The 19,264-nt window shown below is 31.2% G+C and carries 16 protein-coding genes; 14 read left to right on the top strand and 2 right to left on the bottom strand.

All coding sequences use genetic code 11. The features are described 5' to 3' along the window. Position 1: 1 nt before the first annotated feature. Positions 2–1,351: a Trk system potassium transporter TrkA gene (gene trkA, locus BFJ87_RS09840; protein WP_075694409.1), complete on the bottom strand. Its 1,350-nt coding sequence runs from the start codon at positions 1,349–1,351 to the stop codon at positions 2–4. Positions 1,352–1,638: 287 nt separating this feature from the next. On the opposite strand from trkA, the gene ubiE reads away from it, so the two are divergent. Continuing rightward, a complete protein-coding gene (gene ubiE, locus BFJ87_RS09835) occupies positions 1,639–2,367 on the top strand; it encodes a bifunctional demethylmenaquinone methyltransferase/2-methoxy-6-polyprenyl-1,4-benzoquinol methylase UbiE (RefSeq protein WP_077403759.1) in 729 nt (242 codons plus the stop codon). 14 nt (positions 2,368–2,381) lie between these two features. After that, positions 2,382–3,077, top strand: a complete 696-nt coding sequence (gene porT / locus BFJ87_RS09830) for a type IX secretion/gliding motility protein PorT/SprT (RefSeq protein WP_077403534.1) — start codon at positions 2,382–2,384, stop codon at positions 3,075–3,077. Positions 3,078–3,080: 3 nt separating this feature from the next. Here porT and BFJ87_RS09825 read toward each other — a convergent pair whose 3' ends face one another. Next, positions 3,081–3,806 carry a TrmH family RNA methyltransferase gene (locus BFJ87_RS09825; protein WP_077403531.1) on the bottom strand — a complete coding sequence of 242 codons (726 nt, stop codon included), beginning with the start codon at positions 3,804–3,806 and terminating at the stop codon, positions 3,081–3,083. 24 nt (positions 3,807–3,830) lie between these two features. Here BFJ87_RS09825 and tamL point away from each other — a divergent pair, with 24 nt between their 5' ends. The 12 genes from tamL (at position 3,831) to BFJ87_RS09765 (ending at position 19,111) form a co-directional block, all read left to right on the top strand. Continuing rightward, positions 3,831–6,407, top strand: coding sequence for a translocation and assembly module lipoprotein TamL (gene tamL / locus BFJ87_RS09820; protein ID WP_077403528.1), 2,577 nt, complete (start codon positions 3,831–3,833; stop codon positions 6,405–6,407). A gap of 58 nt (positions 6,408–6,465) precedes the next feature. Then, the gene (gene fbaA, locus BFJ87_RS09815) at positions 6,466–7,533 is read left to right on the top strand and encodes a class II fructose-bisphosphate aldolase (RefSeq protein WP_077403525.1); all 1,068 of its coding nucleotides are present in this window, start codon (positions 6,466–6,468) and stop codon (positions 7,531–7,533) included. 34 nt (positions 7,534–7,567) lie between these two features. After that, entirely contained in the window at positions 7,568–8,446 is an 879-nt protein-coding gene (accD, locus tag BFJ87_RS09810) for an acetyl-CoA carboxylase, carboxyltransferase subunit beta (RefSeq protein ID WP_077403522.1), read from the top strand. Positions 8,447–8,647: 201 nt separating this feature from the next. Further along, positions 8,648–8,917, top strand: coding sequence for a 30S ribosomal protein S15 (rpsO, locus tag BFJ87_RS09805; protein WP_013620235.1), 270 nt, complete (start codon positions 8,648–8,650; stop codon positions 8,915–8,917). 219 nt (positions 8,918–9,136) lie between these two features. Further along, positions 9,137–11,380: a polyribonucleotide nucleotidyltransferase gene (locus tag BFJ87_RS09800; protein WP_077403519.1), complete on the top strand. Its 2,244-nt coding sequence runs from the start codon at positions 9,137–9,139 to the stop codon at positions 11,378–11,380. 147 nt (positions 11,381–11,527) lie between these two features. Then, entirely contained in the window at positions 11,528–12,235 is a 708-nt protein-coding gene (locus BFJ87_RS09795) for a VWA domain-containing protein (protein WP_171974498.1), read from the top strand. A gap of 325 nt (positions 12,236–12,560) precedes the next feature. Continuing rightward, on the top strand, positions 12,561–13,367 hold the full coding sequence (gene proC / locus BFJ87_RS09790; protein WP_077403513.1) for a pyrroline-5-carboxylate reductase: 807 nt from the start codon (positions 12,561–12,563) through the stop codon (positions 13,365–13,367). An 11-nt stretch (positions 13,368–13,378) separates the two neighbouring features. Beyond that, entirely contained in the window at positions 13,379–14,149 is a 771-nt protein-coding gene (gene proB, locus BFJ87_RS09785) for a glutamate 5-kinase (RefSeq protein WP_077403510.1), read from the top strand. Between the two features lie 11 nt (positions 14,150–14,160). Continuing rightward, a complete protein-coding gene (locus tag BFJ87_RS09780; RefSeq protein WP_077403507.1) occupies positions 14,161–15,360 on the top strand; it encodes a glutamate-5-semialdehyde dehydrogenase in 1,200 nt (399 codons plus the stop codon). A 232-nt stretch (positions 15,361–15,592) separates the two neighbouring features. After that, complete coding sequence (locus BFJ87_RS09775) at positions 15,593–17,026, top strand: glycosyltransferase family 2 protein (RefSeq protein WP_077403504.1); 1,434 nt, start codon at positions 15,593–15,595, stop codon at positions 17,024–17,026. 234 nt (positions 17,027–17,260) lie between these two features. Next, entirely contained in the window at positions 17,261–18,124 is an 864-nt protein-coding gene (locus BFJ87_RS09770) for a sigma-70 family RNA polymerase sigma factor (RefSeq protein WP_013620242.1), read from the top strand. A 273-nt stretch (positions 18,125–18,397) separates the two neighbouring features. Next, a complete protein-coding gene (locus tag BFJ87_RS09765; protein WP_077403501.1) occupies positions 18,398–19,111 on the top strand; it encodes a hypothetical protein in 714 nt (237 codons plus the stop codon). Positions 19,112–19,264: the final 153 nt, after the last annotated feature.

Raw genomic sequence — 19,264 nt, 5'->3', positions numbered from 1 at the left:
TTTACAAGAAAAGCTTTTCTATTTTAGGAATAGACCTAGGTAAACAGCATACCACTACTCTATCTCCTTCTAAAATTTTAAAATCACCAAGAGCTATAATTCCTTCTCCGTCCCTAACTACACCACCAATGGTTGCAGACCTAGGAAAATCTAACTCTTTAATAATTTTTCCATTAACAGCAGAACAATCTTTTACAACAAACTCTAAAATTTCTGCGTTAAGGTTATTTAAACGTGTCATTGCAACAACTTCTCCACGCCTAATATGTTTAAAAATATTATTGGCTGCTAATAATTTTTTATTAATTAATGTATCTATACCAATTGTATGCGATAGCTGAAAATAATCCATATTTTCTACTAATGCAATGGTTTTCTTTATGTTTCTAGACTTAGCAACTAAACAAGACATAATGTTTGTTTCTGAGTTAGAAGTTACAGAAATAAATGCATCCATAGCATCTAGATTTTCTTCTTCTAAAACCTCAACAATTCTACCATCTGCATTAATTACCAAAGCATTTGGCAAATCATCTGCAAGTTGCATTGCTCTATCTTTATCTTTTTCTATAAGTTTAACATTAAACCTTTTTCCACATAAATCACGAGCAGTTTTGTAACCCAATTTGCTACCTCCGTGAATCATTACATTTTTAATTTGCCTTTTTTCTTTACCGGTAAGTTTTAAAAGATCATCTAACCCTTCTTTAGAAGTAATAAAATATACCTGATCTCCTTTCATAAACTCAGTATCACCTCTAGGAATAATAGTATACTGCGTACCTACACGCTGTATTGCTATTGGCATAAAATTTAGTTCAGGAAAAATACGAGCTGCTTCTTTTACCATTTTACCCACAAAAGGTGCAGATTTAGGTAAGCAAACACCAATCATAATTAGCGCTCCATCTTCAAACTCATAACTTTCATTAAAAGCAGACTGGTTAAGTAGTAATTGAATTTCGGTGGCAGCTAACTCTTCTGGAGAAATTAATTCATCTACACCTAATTTTTCAAAATTAAGTGCTTCCTTATTTCTTATAAATTCTGTATTAGAAATACGGGCAATTGTACGCTTACAACCCAATTGCTTTGCCATAATACAAAGCGTTAAGTTGGTTGTTTCTGATGAAGTAACACCAATTACAAGATCAGATTTTTCAACCTGTGCATCTTTTAAAACTGCAATAGATGTAGCATCGCCTTTTAAAACACGAATGTCTAGATGACTATCTGCGTATGCTAAACTTTCTTTGTAGGTATCTATTAAGGTAATGTCTTGCGACTCAAAAGACAATAATTTTGCCAAATGAAAACCAACCTCTCCTGCTCCTGCTATTATTATTTTCATAAATATTTTTAACTAAGCCAAAACCTACCTTAGTAAACTTTGGAGGGCAAAATTACTCAATTTTATGCAATTGACTGGTATATAGTAGTAAAAACAGAAAACATCTTACATCATATACTTTGCTCCATATATATTTAGCTGCTAACCAGTTAACTTTTAGCTTATAATCATTAAATTTTAAAACGTATAATACCTACATATATTACATAATGGCAGGTTTTAGCTCTTTTAAGTCTCTAAAATGCATAAAATGTAACCTTTATACTATCTTTGCAAAAAAAATAATAATGGCAGAAAAAGTTACTCCCTATAAAGATTCTAAACTTGGAAAAAAAGAACAGGTTACACAAATGTTTGATACCATTTCTAAGAATTATGATGGCTTAAACAGAGTAATTTCTTTTGGCATAGATGTTAAATGGCGTAAAAGAGTTGTAAATCTTATAAAAAGTAAAAAGCCAGAAACCATTTTAGATATTGCTACTGGTACAGGTGACCTTGCTATTAACTTAACAAAAACAGGTGCTACAAAAATTACTGGCTTAGATATTTCTCCTGGAATGTTAGAAGTAGGCAAACAAAAAGTAGCTGCAAAAAATTTAAGTAACACTATAGATATGATTATTGGTGATAGTGAAAACTTACCTTTTAATGACAACACTTTTGATGCTATTACTGTTGCTTTTGGTGTGCGTAATTTTGAAAACTTAGACAAAGGGTTAACAGAAATTTTACGAGTATTAAAACCCAAAGGAACTTTTGTAGTTTTAGAAACATCTGTACCTACAAAAACTCCTTTTAAACAAGGCTATAAATTTTACACCAAATATATACTACCTACTATAGGTAAACTATTTTCTAAAGACCGTACTGCATACTCTTATTTGTCTGAATCTGCATCTATTTTTCCTCACGGAGAAGAGTTCAACAATATTTTACAAAAAAATGGGTTTATATCTATAGAGAATAAGCCGCAAACTTTTGGAGTTGCATCCATTTACGTTGCATCTAAATAAGATATGAAAATCTAATGAAAAAAATTCTGTTTCTTTTTTTGTGCCTTTTTATTGCTGGCAACACTGCAAATGCTCAGTTTAATGAAGATCCTATTATAAATTTAGAGTCGGAAGATTTACGTCCTTTAAACTGGGGATATTTTTTAGGTTTTAACCAATATGATTTTAAATTTGATTACAAAGATGACTTAGGTGATGTTTTAGTTGACAAATCTCTTGGGTTTAATGTAGGTTTAATTGGTGAACTACGCTTAAACGAATTTTTAGATTTACGTTTTGAACCTGGACTGCACTACACAAAAAGAACATTAGGGTTTAGGGGTTTTACAGATGCTAATGATGCAATTAGAGAAATAAAAAGTACCTACATTAATTTTCCGCTTTTACTTAAAGTAAGCACAAGAAGAATTGGAAACTGGAAACCTTATATTATTGGAGGCGCATCTACATCTATGAACCTAAGTAGTAATGAAGATAGTGTAGAAGATAATAGCAGTGCTACATTTAGAATGAAAAAAAATACCTATTACTATGAAATGGGGTTTGGTATAGACTTTTATTTAGAGTATTTTAAATTTTCACCGTCTATAAGAGGTGTTTTCGCTATTAATAACGAGTTAGTACCAGATGCGGACCCTAATAGCCCTTGGACAGGTAATATTAATTCTATGAAAACAAGAGGAATTTTTATAAACTTTACGTTTGAATAGTTTTTATCCTCGTCTTATTTCATTTAGCAAAATTGCAGTTGCTGTAGCTACATTTAAACTTTCTGTTGTTTTATTACCAAATTGAGGAATACTTATTTTTTTAGTAATTAATTTTTCTACTGTTTTAGATACACCGTTGGCTTCATTACCCATTACCAATATGCCGTTTTCTTCTACAAAGTTCTCTTTATAGACATTTTTACCATCCATAAAAGCACCATAAACTGGCATTTTTGTTAATTTTAAAAACGTTTCTAAATCACCATAAACTATATTAACCCTTGCCAATGATCCCATTGTAGCCTGTATTGTTTTAGGATTATAACAATCTACAGTTTGGCCAGAACAAAAAAGGTCTGTAATGCCAAACCAATCACACAACCTAATTATTGTACCTAAATTACCTGGATCACGCACATCATCTAAGGCAACAATCCAATTATTTGTTTTTACCTTTTTGGCTAAAGGCTTGTAAAAAACAGCTAAAATATTATTAGGCGTTTTTAAGGCGCTAATTTTTTTTAAATCCGCTTCAGAAATTAACTCACTTTTAAAGGTGTTATTTTCTAAAATAGTTTTACTTGTTGTGTAAATTGCATATGGTTTTACGTTAGCATTTACCAACTCTTTTACAGTTTTTATACCTTCTACTACAAACAGTTTATGTTCTGCTCGGTATTTTTTTTGCTGTAGATTTTTTATAAATTTTATTTGGCTTTTACTAACCATACAAATAATGTATTTTTGAACTCTATGAAAATGTGCTTACGTAACACAAAACATTTTGCTAAAATAAGTTTATTATTGCTAGTTATAGCAATAACATCTTGTAATGCGTTAAAAAAAGTAGAAGAAGATGAACTTTTACTTACTAAAAATACCATTACGGCAGATGGTAAAAAAGTGAAAAACGAAGAAGCCTACACCTTAATTTCTCAAAAACCAAATAGCAACTTATTAGGGTATCCTTTACGCTTAAACCTTTATAATTTAGCTAAAGATAATCCAGATTCATTATACCAAGTTTGGCTCCATAAAAAGCCAAAGCGTTTAGAGCGCTTAAATAAATTACTCTCTAAAAAACAGGTAAACGGTTTAGGAGAATCTTTTATTGTAAAAGGAGCTAGCCAATGGCTAAAAAATATTGGAGAATCACCAGCAATTATAGACACAACTAAAACATCTAAATCTGCCAAGCTTTTAAAATCTTATTACGACAGCAAGGGGTATTTTGATACAAAATCATTTTATCAAATAGATTCTAGCAACCGCAAACAACGTGCACAAATAAACTATAAATTAGAGCTTGGAGACCCTTACATTATAGATAGTATCACAAAAAACATTACATCAAAAACATTAGACTCTATTTACAAGTTAAACGCAGAAAATTCATTTTTAAAAGAAAAAGAGCAATACAATTCTTCTAATTTTTATAAAGAACGAGAACGATTAACTAATTTATTTAGAAACTCTGGCATATTTAATTTTCAAGAAAGCTCTATAGAATATTTTATTCCAAGTGATAGTACTAAAAAACCTATTTCTAAAAAAATGGAGGTTGAACTACAAATTAGCAACCTAAAACAAAGAGGACAAAATAAACTAACTGAATACAAAATTTACAAGTTTGATACCATAAATATTTACACTGATTATTTTTTTGGAGATGATGTTTCCAAAATGAAATCTATTACCTATGACAACTACACTCTTTTTTATAAAGACAAACTAAAGTACAAACCTAAAGCTATTACAAATGCAATTTTTATAAAAAAAGATAGTGTTTATAAAGAAATAAACAAGTCTAGAACTTATAAGCAAATAAATAACTTAAATACTTTTAAGTACCCTAACATTACTTTTGACACTTTAAGTAATAGACTTAATACTAATATTTATTTATCTCCTTTAAAAAAATATACTTTAGAAACTAATATAGAAGGTACCCACTCTAACATACAAAGGTTAGGCGCTGCATTAAGCACATCTTTAAACATAAAAAACGTTTTTGGCGGAGCAGAAACGCTTAGCATATCTGCACGTGGTTCTGTAGGCGTTTTAAGTGAAGTTAACAACCCTACAGAGAATTCGGTATCTGAAATTGGCGCAGACGTTAATTTAACTGTACCAAGAATTTGGATGCCATTTAAAACAAAAAAAATTATACCGCCATATATGTTACCACAAACTAGGATGGTAATTGGTACAAATTTTCAGAAAAACATTGGCCTAGACAAACAAAACTTTAATACTATTTTAGGCTATAACTGGTCTCCTACACAATTTAAAAAGAACTCTTTAGAGTTAATTAATATACAATTTATTAGAAACCTTAACCCAAATAGGTTTTACAATGTATACCAAAGTACTTACAAAAGGTTAGATGATGTTGCTGATGATTACCAAGATGATCCCGCATTAAGTGAGCTTTTTGAAACATCTGAGAACGATTCTGACCCAAAACTAATAATTCCTACTGGAACAAGTGGCTTTATAGACCAAGTTTTAAACCAAGGTTTAATTCCTACTTCATCAGACAATTACAAAGAGGTTAGAAGTATAGATGAAAGAGAAAAAAGATTAACAGAAAATAACCTTATTTTCTCTACAAGCTTCTCATATACAAAAGACAGCAGAAAAGGTGTTAACGACAATGATTTTCATCAATTCAAAATAAAGGTAGAAAGTGCAGGTAACTTACTATCCTTACTATCCGGAGTTACAGATTTTAAGGAAAATGAAGATGGGCATAAAGAAATTTTTGGCGTTCCTTTTTCTCAATATATAAAAACAGATTTTGACTATATTAAGCACTGGAGTTTTCCGTCTCAAAATGTTTTAGCGTTTAGAGGATTTTTAGGCATAGCAGTACCTTACGGAAACAGTAATAGCATACCATTTGCAAAAAGCTACTTTGCTGGTGGCTCTAACGACAACCGTGCCTGGAACGCCTATTCATTAGGTCCAGGTAGCACACAATCTCTTAACGACTTTAATGAAGCAAACTTAAAAATTGCAGCAAACTTAGAATTTAGATTTCCAATTGCTGGCAGTATAAAAGGGGCAATATTTGCAGATGCAGGTAATATTTGGAACGTTTTTGACAATGAAGAAAACGAAGATGCCATCTTTAAAGACTTTAACTCTTTAGAAGAAATTGCATTAGGTACAGGTTTTGGTTTAAGGTATGATTTCTCTTACTTTGTACTTCGTTTAGACACAGGTTTTAAAACCTACAATCCAGAGTTAGAAGCGTCAAAAAGATGGTTTAATGACTACAATTTTAGGAACGCAACAATTAACATTGGTGTTAATTATCCTTTTTAACCCTAAATATTTTATTACTTTTGCTACGTTAATCTAATAAAATACCAACACATAAAGTATGGCTCACAACATTAAACCGGGAGTTGCCACAGGCGACGAAGTACAAGAAATTTTTAACTACGCAAAAGAAAAAGGCTTTGCCTTACCTGCTGTTAACGTAATTGGATCTGACACTATAAACAGTGTTTTAGAAACTGCAGCCAGCTTAAATGCTCCTGTAATTATACAATTCTCTAACGGAGGTGCACAATTTAACGCTGGTAAAGGCTTATCTAATGAAGACCAAAAAGCTGCTATTGCTGGTGCAGTTGCAGGCGCAAAACACGTTCATGAATTAGCAAAAGCTTACGGTGCCACTGTTATTTTACATACAGACCACTGCGCTAAAAAATTATTGCCTTGGATAGATGGTTTACTTGATGCTAGTGAAAAACACTATAAAGAAACTGGTAAATCTTTATTTAGCTCACATATGATAGATTTATCTGAGGAGCCAATTGAAGAAAATATAGAAATTTGTAAAGAATATCTTGCTAGAATGGCAAAAATGGATATGACTTTAGAAATAGAATTAGGTATAACTGGAGGTGAAGAAGATGGTGTAGATAATACAGATGTAGATGATTCTAAACTTTATACTCAACCAGAAGAAGTAGCATATGCTTATGAAGAATTATCTAAAATAAGCCCTAAATTTACAATAGCAGCAGCATTTGGTAATGTACACGGTGTTTACAAACCAGGTAATGTAAAATTAACTCCAAAAATTTTATTAAATTCACAAGAGTATATTTCTAAAAAATACAATGTAGAAAAAAACCATATTGACTTTGTTTTTCACGGAGGATCTGGTTCTACTTTAGAAGAAATTAGAGAAGCTATTGGTTACGGAGTAATAAAAATGAATATTGACACAGATTTACAATATGCATTTTTAGAAGGTGTAAGAGATTATATAATGGGTAAAAAAGAATATTTGCAATCACAAATAGGTAACCCAGATGGTGCAGATGTACCAAATAAAAAGTTTTACGATCCAAGAGTTTGGCTTCGTGAAGGAGAAAAAACGTTTAGTACACGTTTAAAGAAAGCATTTGAGGATCTTAATAATGTAAACACATTATAATACAAGAGATCCCCACTTAACTTAATATTATTTTATGTCGGCTTGGTTTAAAAGAAAAGAAAAAGGAATACAGACAGCTACAGAAGAGAAAAAAGACACTCCTAAAGGATTGTGGTATAAATCTCCAACAGGTAAAATTGTTGAGTCTGAAGTTTTAGCGAAGAATTTTTACGTAAGTCCAGAAGATGACTATCACGTGAGAATAGGAAGTAAGGAATACTTTGAAATACTTTTTGACGATAATAAGTTTAAAGAATTAGACGAAAAATTATCATCTAAAGATCCTTTAAAGTTTGAAGACACTAAAAAGTACGTAGACCGTTTAAAGGCTGCTGAGAAAAAAACAGGACTACATGATGCTGTTAGAACCGCAATAGGAAAATCTAACGGTAGTGATATAGTTATTGCCTGTATGGATTTTAGTTTTATAGGTGGCTCTATGGGTAGTGTTGTTGGCGAAAAAATAGCAAGAGCTATAGATTTTGCCATTAAAAAGAAAGTTCCTTTTATGATGATTTCAAAATCTGGAGGAGCACGTATGATGGAGGCTGCATTGTCTCTTATGCAATTAGCAAAAACATCTGTTAAGTTAGCACAACTAGCAGAAGCTGGTTTACCATACATATCTTTATGTACAGACCCAACTACGGGTGGTACAACTGCATCTTACGCAATGCTAGGAGATATTAACATATCTGAACCTGGAGCTTTAATTGGTTTTGCAGGGCCTAGAATTGTAAAAGATACTACAGGTAAGGATCTTCCTGAAGGTTTTCAGTCTGCAGAATTTTTAAAAGAACACGGGTTTTTAGATTTTATTACACACAGAAGAGATTTAAAACAGAAAATAAATCTTTATTTAGATCTTATTCAGAACAACCCTGTTCGCAAACATAAACCTATGTCTGCGTAAGCAACATTATTTTATAATTTTACAACCCTTGATTTATTTTTATCAAGGGTTGTTTTATTAGCAACGTATCCAATTAATGCAAAAAAAGTATTGACACAAAAAAATCTATAAGGTTAAGTTAAAGTGTAATAAATAAATTGTATATTTGCCGCTTGATTGAAAACCAATCACATACATAAAAATCATTAAATAAATATTGGAATGTATTTAACAAAAGAAGTAAAAGCCGAGATTTTTAAAAAATACGGTAAAAACGAAAACGATTCTGGTACAGCAGAAGCACAAATTGCTTTATTTACTCACAGAATTAACCACTTAACAGGTCACTTAAGAAATAATCATAAAGATTACAACACAGAGCGTTCTCTAGTTAAATTGGTAGGTAAAAGAAGAAGTCTTTTAGATTACTTAATCAAAAAAGATATTGTACGTTACCGTGCTATTATTAAAGAATTAGGTATTAGAAAATAATACATCAAGGGAAAGCGCTGCTTTCCCTTTTTTTATACTAGTTAATTTATAATAAATATCTTAGCTAAAATTACAAAGACCTTGTTTTAGTACAAGGCAAAATTAAAAGCTTATTTATAGTTTTTCATTGGTCAACACAACAACACAACACCTCGCCAAATAAGGCGTAAGACCATTGTTTAACAAGCCTTAAAAATTATAAGGCTTTAAAAAAAATTTATGATTCCAAAAGTATTTAAAGAGGTCATAGACCTTGGGGACGGTAGAGAAATCTCTATTGAAACCGGAAAATTAGCAAAACAGGCTCACGGTTCTGTTGTTGTTCAATCTGGAAATTGTATGTTACTGTGTACGTTAGTTTCTAACTACAAACAAAGTGATGTAGATTTTCTTCCATTAACGGTAGATTACCGTGAAAAATTTGCTTCGGCAGGTCGTTATCCTGGTGGATTCTTTAAAAGAGAAGCAAGACCAAGTCATGGTGAAGTATTAACTATGCGTTTAGTAGACCGTGTTTTACGTCCACTTTTCCCAAAAGATTACCACGCCGAAACTCAAGTTATGATTCAGTTAATGTCTCATGATGAAAATGTAATGCCAGATGCTATGGCTGGTTTAGCAGCATCTGCAGCAATACAATTATCTGATGTACCTTTTGAAACTCCTATCTCTGAAGCTAGAGTTGGACGTATAAATGGTGAATTCATAATTAACCCTACCAGAGCTCAATTAGAAGAATCTGACATTGATATGATGATTGGTGCTTCTGCAGACTCTGTAATGATGGTTGAGGGTGAAATGCTTGAAATTTCTGAAGAAGAAATGGCTGAGGCAATAAAATTTGCTCATGAAGCTATTAAAGTACAATGTGCTGCTCAAGTAAAATTAGCAGAAGCTTTTGGTAAAAAAGAAACACGTGAGTACGAGCCAGAAAGAGAAGATGAAGACTTAGCTAAGAAAATTTATGATATGGCATATGATAAAGTATATGCTGTAGCTAAAGCAGGTTCTTCTAAACATGAAAGAAGCACTGCTTTTTCTGAAATAAAAGAAGAAATAAAAGCTACTTTTTCTGAAGAAGAATTAGCAGATTACGGAGATTTAATTTCTAAATATTACGCAAAAGCAGAAAAAACTGCAATACGTAACTTAACTTTAGATGAAGGTTTACGTTTAGATGGTCGTAAGACTGATGAAATTAGACCAATTTGGTGTGAAGTAGATTACCTACCATCTACACACGGTTCTTCTATTTTTACACGTGGAGAAACTCAAGCATTAGCAACAGTTACTTTGGGTACTTCTAGAGAGGCTAACCAAATTGATATGCCATCTTATGAAGGTGAAGAACGTTTTTATTTACACTACAACTTCCCTCCTTTCTCAACTGGTGAAGCACGTCCTTTAAGAGGTACTTCTCGTCGTGAGGTTGGTCATGGTAACTTAGCACAACGTGCTTTAAAAAATATGGTTCCTGCAGATTGTCCTTACACTGTACGTGTAGTATCTGAAGTTTTAGAATCTAACGGCTCTTCTTCTATGGCAACTGTTTGTGCTGGTACAATGGCATTAATGGATGCTGGTGTACAACTTAAAAAACCAGTTTCTGGTATTGCAATGGGATTAATTTCTGATGCAGAAACAGGTAAATACGCTGTATTATCAGATATTTTAGGTGATGAAGATCATTTAGGAGATATGGACTTTAAAGTTACTGGTACTGCAGACGGTATTACTGCTTGCCAAATGGATATTAAAGTAAAAGGTCTTTCTTATGAAATTCTTGTAAATGCTTTAAAACAAGCACGTGAAGGACGTTTACACATTTTAGGTAAATTAACAGACACAATTTCTGAGCCAGCTAGTGATGTTAAAGCTCACTCACCAAAAATGATTACCAGAAGAATTCCTAACGAATTTATTGGTGCATTAATTGGTCCAGGTGGTAAAGTTATTCAAGAACTTCAAAAAGAGACAGGAACTACTATTGTTATAAATGAAGATCCTGAAACTGAAGAAGGTATTGTAGAAATTTTAGGCACAGGACAAGACGGCATAAATGCTGTATTAGCTAAAATAGATTCTCTTTTATTTAAACCAGAAAAAGGTAGTGTTTACGAGGTAAAAGTAATTAAAATGTTAGATTTTGGTGCTGTTGTAGAATATACAGAGGCTCCAGGAAATGAAGTTTTATTACACGTATCTGAATTAGCATGGGAACGTACAGAAAATGTAACCGATGTTGTAAATATGGGAGACGTTTTTGATGTTAAATATTTTGGAGTAGACCCAAGAACACGTAAAGAAAAAGTTTCTAGAAAAGCTTTATTACCTAAACCAGAAGGTTATGTAGAAAGAGCTCCTAGAGAAAATAAAGGACGTGATAATAAAGGCAGAGATAATCGTGGGCGTGACAATCGTCGTGATGATCGTAAACCAAGAGAAAACAAAAAAGAAGATTAATTTTTAGTTTTCTCGAAAATAAAAAAGCCCAACAATTTAAATTTGTTGGGCTTTTTTTTATACCAAATAACATATAAAACCCCTTACTTTTAAATCGCAAACATAAAATAATAGTACATTAGCTTTTTAAATAAAATGATACACAAAATGAAAACAAAAAGAACACTAGCCATACTAACACTTATTGTTACCTGTACAGCCTTACAGTCTTGTTACGTGGCAAAAAAATCTAATGACTTTTTTGGAATTGAAACATCTACCAAAAACACTTTATATCTAATAGACGTTTCTGGTAGTATGGAAGGTATAGATGAGGGATCTATAAAAGACCAGGTAATGAGAGAAGCTGGCAACACCGCAGGCAATCAAGTAAGTAAAGTAATTGGAGGTAAAATTGGTAGTATCTTGGGCAAACAAGTGACCAAAGAAGCTACCAAGCTCGGCGCTGTTAAACGCAAACTAATACCTGCTCTTAAAGGGCTTCCTGACGGAAAAAAATTCTTAGTATATTCATTTAATAACGATGTTACCAAACAAGCTACAGAATTTAGCGTTGCAAATAATACAACAAGAACATCAGCAAACATTTTTGTCCAAAATTTAAAAGCAAGTGGCGGAACTAATACATTAGAGGCATTGCTAGAAGCATTAGCTACAACAGATGTGCAAGAAATTGTATTAATGAGTGACGGCTTACCTAATAGCGGACCGGAAGCTGTGTTAGAAGAAATTAGAAAAACAAATACTAACAATATTATTATACACACTATTGCTTTTGGCGAAGATGCAGATTTAGATTTTATGAGAACATTAGCTCAAGAAAATAATGGTACATCTATTACTTCAAAAATGTAAGCATAAGTAAAAACAAATCACTTGTCATACTAGACAAAAAAACTTAAAAAAAGTTCAAAAATTAATATTTTTGGGCTTTTTTTATCTAAAAACGTATTTTTTTCATCAAAACCGTCATTTTTACGCGACAGTCTGTCACCTGCAAAACATTAAAATTAATCTTCAAATTTATAATATTTTAAGCATTTTGCATATCAATTAACAACATCACAATCTAAGAGTATATCATTAACAGATTAATGATTCCTTAAAATTAGATTTTAATATCCGCACTCTTGCATAGTCCTTGTGCCACTAAGTGTATATAAAACAATATATATACAAAATGAAAGTATTAGTAATTGGTGCAGGTAATATGGGACTAACATACTCAGAAGGTATGTCTAAATCTCCACTTTTAAACAAACACAAACTTAGAATTTACGACACCGATCCAAAAAAAATTGAAACATTAAGAGAAAACCAAGCATTTAACGTTTTTGATAATTTAGAAGATTGCCTTCCACAATCTGATTTAGTTTTTATTGCTGTTAAACCTTACCATAGTGATGATTTATTTGCTAAAATGAAAACTATGCTTAACAACCAGCAAATAATTGTGTCCTTAATGGCTGGCGTTACAATACAATCTATACAGCAGAGACTAAGTGTAATTAAAATAATACGCACAATGCCAAATTTACCAGCACAGGTTGGTAAGGGCGTTACATCTTATACAGAATCTAAAGATGTATCTAAAATAGAACTTCTTATGGTTCGCAATTTACTAGATACTACAGGAACATCCATACACGTTAAAACGGAAAATTTTATTGACGCATCTACAGGTATTTCTGGTAGCGGACCCGCTTATGTATTTTACTTTATGCAATCTATGCTAGAGGCAGCCCTAAAAATGGGCTTTTCAGACTATGATTCTAAGGTTCTTGTGAGTAGTACTTTTGAAGGTGCCATAGAACTTTTTAACCAAAATGACATTTCTCCAAAAAAATGGATAGACCGTGTTGCATCTAAAGGTGGTACAACACAAGCTGCTATAGATTCTATGGAAGATAACAACGTAAAACAGCTTATACAAGATGCAGCATATGCTGCATTTAATAGAGCTATAGAAATGGGTAAAGAAAAATAAAAAACAATAAAATGGAAGTTAAAAGAGTGGTTGTAAAAGTAGGCACAAATGTACTTACCAATAAAGACAATAGAATTTTAGGTCCAATTTTAAAAGAACTTGTTAGGCAAATATCTGTTTTGTATGAAAGAGATATTATGGTTGTCTTAGTTTCATCTGGGTCTGCTATTGCAGGAAAAGAAATATTAGGAGAAACAAACATAACAGATAAATCTACTAGAAGACAAGTATACTCATCTGTGGGACAACCAAGATTAATGAGGCATTATTATAGTTTATTTAGCGATTATGGTATGCGTTGTGCCCAAGTTTTAGCAACTAAAAGAGATTTTGATTTGGGTGTACACAGAGATAATATGATTAATTGTTATGAAGGCCTATTGTCCGAAGGCATCATACCAATTGCCAATGAAGATGACGCCGTATCTGTAACGATGTCTATGTTTACAGATAATGATGAACTAGCAAGTTTGGTAGCAGAGTTAATAGATGCAGATAGATTAATTATTTTATCTGATACAGATGGTTTGTACACAGGGCACCCTGACGACAAAAACTCTAAAAAAATTAGTGAAGTTACACACGACCAAGATGTAGAACAATACGTAAAAGCTAGTGGTAAAAAAGAAGGTGAAGGCCGCGGCGGTATGGCATCTAAATTAAAAATAGCAAAAAGTACCGCTAAAAAAGAGATTCCTACTTACATAGCAAATGGAAAAAAACAAAATGTTATTGTAGATATTATTGATAATAAAAAGATAGGAACAAAATTTATTCATTAAAATAAAAATATATGAAATTATTAAGCTCCAAAATAAAAAATGACGTTCTAGAATCAATGATTAAAATTATTGATAATGACAGAGAAAAAATTCTAGAAGAAAATAAAAAAGACATACAAGCTTTTAACATAGAAGACCAAGCTCTATTAGACCGTTTAATTGTTAACAATAACAAAATAGACGGAATGATTAAGGCCATTACAGAAGTAAAAAATCAGGACGACCCTGTAAATCAAGAAATATCTAGTCTAACTTTAGATAGTGGATTGGTAGTTACCAACAAAACTGCTCCTTTTGGCACTATACTTATTATTTATGAGTCTAGACCAGATGTTACTATTGAAGCTGCTGTTTTAGCCTTTAAAGCTAACAACAAAATTTTACTAAAAGGTGGTAAAGAAGCACTGCATAGTAATACATTTTTAGAAAAATGTTGGCATAGAGCTTTAGAAGAAAATAATGTTTCTAAATACTGGATAAAACTATTGCATTTACAAAGAGAAGAAACGCAAGAGTTTTTAAAAAATCCACCAGAAAAGTTAGATTTAATTGTACCTAGAGGTGGTGAGCGTTTAATTAAATTTGTAAAAGATAATGCTAGTTGCGCTGTACTTGTAAGTGGTCGTGGAAACAATTTTTTGTACGTGGATCAGGATGCAGATTGGACCAAAACAATTAATGTTATTGTTAATGCAAAAACCCATAAAATATCAGGCTGTAATGCATTAGATAAAGTCCTAATAAACAAAAACATTACTAATTACGAAGCTAAAGTAAAAGAATTAGAAGTAGTTTTAAAACAACTAAACGTTAGTATATTTGTAGATAAAAACATAGCTAAATTAATTCCAAATAATAACACAATTAGTGATGATGATATTTGGTATCAAGAATTTTTATCTCTAAAAATTTTAATAGGAGAAGTTAATGGTATTGATGATGCTATAAAAATGATTAATACCTATTCTGGCGGACATTCTGCTTCAATTTTAACAGAAGACTCTACAAAAGCTTCAAAATTTATGCAACAAGTAGACAGTGCCGCAGTATACCATAATGCCTCTACAAGATTTACAGATGGCGGACAAATGGGAGTTGGTGCAGAATTAGCAATAAGTACAGATAAGCTTCACCATAGAGGCCCACTTGGTTTAAAACAATTGGTTACTAACAAATATTATGTATTTGGAGATGGACACATTAGATCCTAAATAAAAGATCTAAAACACTTACACATAAAAATTGCTTCTGTAAAAGGAAGCAATTTTTGTTTTACAACCTTTTATTTTTATATCATATTCTCAACTCCTTAACAAGCTTTTAACAATTTAAAGCTTAAGACTAGCTTTTTCTTAAGATATTCATAAATAAAAATATCTAAAAATCTAAAATAGCATTCCGTTCGTAAAACTAACAGAGAACAGAGTTAAAAACTATAAAATTATGAACACAATACCTATGCTATTAAAAACTTCATATAAAAAGACAGCAACAATTTTTCAAGATTTTAAAATGTCTGTAGACGAAAAAGTAAGTGCCTCTAAGGAAAATAATTCTTTAGCCATAGTAGTTTTAGCCACCACATTTTTATTATTATTAGGTTCTATCTACTATATGGTAACTTTTCAAAATGACTTTCTTCAATTTAACCAAAGCAGAACAGATTCTACTTTTGGTTTAATTTTTATGGCTATTGCCACTACTCTATTAATATTTAAGGTTATATTTTTCTTATTTATACTTTATAGATATTTTAAATACAAACCTATAGCATCGGTTTCTGATGATAAGTTACCTAGAATAACTGTTATTGTACCTGCTTATAATGAAGGAAAACAAGTACATGACACTTTAGTTAGTTTAATTAACAGCGATTTTCCTAAAGACAAATTACAATTAATATCTATAGATGATGGTAGTGCAGATGACACTTGGGAGTGGATGAAAAAAGCAAAGCAAAAATTGGGAGAAAGTGTAGAAATATACCAACAGCCAGAGAATAAAGGCAAAAGACACGCATTGTACCGTGGTTTTAATTTAGGAACTGGAGATGTTTTTGTAACTGTAGATAGTGACTCTATAGTAGACGCAGATACTCTTCGTAATTTAGTTAGTCCGTTTGTTGTTAATGAAAAAGTTGGTGCTGTAGCTGGTAATATTAGAGTTTTAAACAAGGCAAAAGCATTAATTCCTAAAATGTTAGACGTAAGTTTTGTTTTAAGTTTTGAGTTTGTTCGTTCTGCAGAAAGTACATTAAATTCAGTTTTATGTACACCTGGTGCTTTAGCAGCATACCGTAGTTCTGCAGTATTTAAAGTTTTACCAAAATGGATAAACCAAACCTTTATGGGTAAACCATCAGATATAGGCGAAGACAGAGCTATGACAAATATGATTTTAAAAGAAGGTAATCACGTACTTTTTCAGAGAAATGCAAATGCATATACTAATGTACCAGAAAAATACAAAGGTTTATATAAAATGTTTATCAGATGGGGAAGAAGTAATGTTCGTGAAAATATAGAAATGGCAAAATATGTATTTACAAACTTTAGAAAAGAATCTAAAGCTGGCTCTAGATTGTTATTTATAAATCAATCTATAAAAATTATAATGAGTTATCCATTTTTATTATTTATGCTATTTTTTGTAGCAACTCACCCACTATTATTTTTAACATCGACACTATTTAGTATTTTAATATTATCTACATTCTCGGTAATATTTTATTCTAACAAATACAAACCACAAGAATCTTTATGGGCATATACGTATAGTATTTTATATACGTTTGGTTTATTCTGGATTACTCCTTATGCTATTGCTACAGCAAGTAGAAGAGGATGGTTAACCCGTGGATTAGCAGAAAAAAAATAAAACAGACACAACATATTTTTATTAAAAAAAGCAGATATCTAATATATATCTGCTTTTTTTATACCTAATACCTAAGCAGTTAAATAAAAAATGAAGTTTTTATTAAGGTTATTTACTTTATTTCGACTAAATAATCAGAAAAAGATAAATTTAACATTAACAAAATGTAACATTTCTTGTTTTTCTACGTATAAGTATATGCAGCCCTTTAGTTGCGCGTAAATTATATATTAAATGAGACAGCTTAAAATTACAAAACAGGTTACCAACAGGGAAACCGCATCGCTAGATAAATATTTACAGGAAATTGGTAAAGTAGACTTAATTACTGCCGATGAAGAAGTAGAATTAGCACAGCGAATAAAAGCGGGAGACCAAGTAGCCTTAGAAAAATTAACTAAAGCCAACCTTAGGTTCGTAGTTTCTGTTGCTAAGCAATACCAAAATCAGGGTTTAACATTACCAGATTTAATTAATGAAGGTAACTTAGGTCTTATTAAAGCTGCGCAACGTTTTGATGAAACTCGTGGTTTTAAATTTATCTCTTATGCTGTTTGGTGGATTCGTCAATCTATATTACAAGCATTAGCAGAGCAATCTCGTATTGTACGTTTACCACTAAACAAAATTGGGTCTATAAATAAGATTAATAAAACATTTGCCTTTTTAGAGCAAGCACATGAGCGAAAGCCGTCTGCAGAGGAAATTGCAAAGGAATTAGATATGACCATTGAGGACGTAAAACAGTCTTTAAAAAACTCTGGTCGTCACGTATCTATGGATGCTCCATTAATTGATGGTGAAGATTCTAATTTGTATGATGTATTACGTAGTGGTGAGTCTCCAAATCCAGATAGAGAATTATTAATAGAGTCTCTACGCACTGAAATAGAAAGAGCTTTAGAAACATTAACTCCTAGAGAAGCAGATGTAATTCGCTTATACTTTGGATTAGCAGAACAACATTCTATGACTTTAGAGGAAATAGGAGAAACTTTTGACTTAACTCGAGAAAGAGTAAGACAAATTAAAGAAAAAGCTATTAGAAGACTTAAACACACTTCTAGAAGCAAAATTTTAAAAACCTATCTTGGATAAACCATAACGGTTTAGAAGCGCAAATCCTTTTTTTAACAACACATAACAACAGTAGTTGTCTTTTTGCTTTAAAAATTGTAATTTGTGAACTGTAACAACAGTTTATCATGACTGTTCGTTTTTTGATTGATGAATGAACTCCGGCTGATTACCGGAGTTTTTCAATTTATACACCTAATATAGAGTTAACTAACCAAAAGAACTCGTTTGCTCATTTTTACTTTTCTTGTTCTATAGTTTAATTTAAGTTTATTAAAATTTAAACCACAACTTATGAAAAAGATAATTACTTCAACATTAATCCTTACACTTTTAATATCCTCTTGTGACAAGAAGATCTTTAAAGCGCAAACAGAACTAAAAACAAATCACCAAACAATTATTAATTCTCACAATAAAAAAATAGCCGACTTACCATTTCAAATAGATTCAATAACCACTCAAATACTAATACATCCAATTATTTCTATTGATGAAGATTCAGAAAAATTAATAAATAGAAGCTCTTATAAGAACAATAATATAGTCAACCAAGGAATTAGTCAGTATGGAGATGTAATCAACGGAAACATCGTTAATTTAAAGTTTGAAGCCTTAAACACAAACAATTTAATTACCTTAACATCAAAAGAAATACAAATTAATAGTATAACATTTTTAAGAGATATTTATAAAGAAACAAATAAAGAAATTTTATTATACTCAGTAATAGACACAGATACAAATAATGACAATCAGATAAACTATAAAGATCAATCTACTCTATACATAAGCCATATAGATGGGAGTTATTTTAAACGAATATCAATAACCAAAAAAGATATTATACACCATTATAAATTTACACTAGACAATCAAAAGTTATATTTTAACACACTAGTAAACACTAATAAAGACAATATATTAAATACACAAGATAGTATTTACTATGGTTATATAGACTTGTTAAGCAATAATTTAAACATTATACCATACACACCCATATAAACACCAAAAGCCCTAGAATATAATTTCTAGGGCTTTTTGGTATCTTATAGTCATTAGCTTTTAAATAGTTTTAAATAGCTTAATTTTGAGCTAAAAGCAAGTATCTATGTTAACTATACTTAAGTATAAAGCAAAAAAAGCCCTTATCGTTAG

The organism is Cellulophaga omnivescoria (assembly GCF_001999725.1).
Classification (GTDB): Bacteria; Bacteroidota; Bacteroidia; order Flavobacteriales; family Flavobacteriaceae; genus Cellulophaga; species Cellulophaga omnivescoria.
The sequence above is the reverse complement of the archived record's forward strand: the minus strand, read 5'-3'. Positions and strand labels throughout refer to the sequence as shown.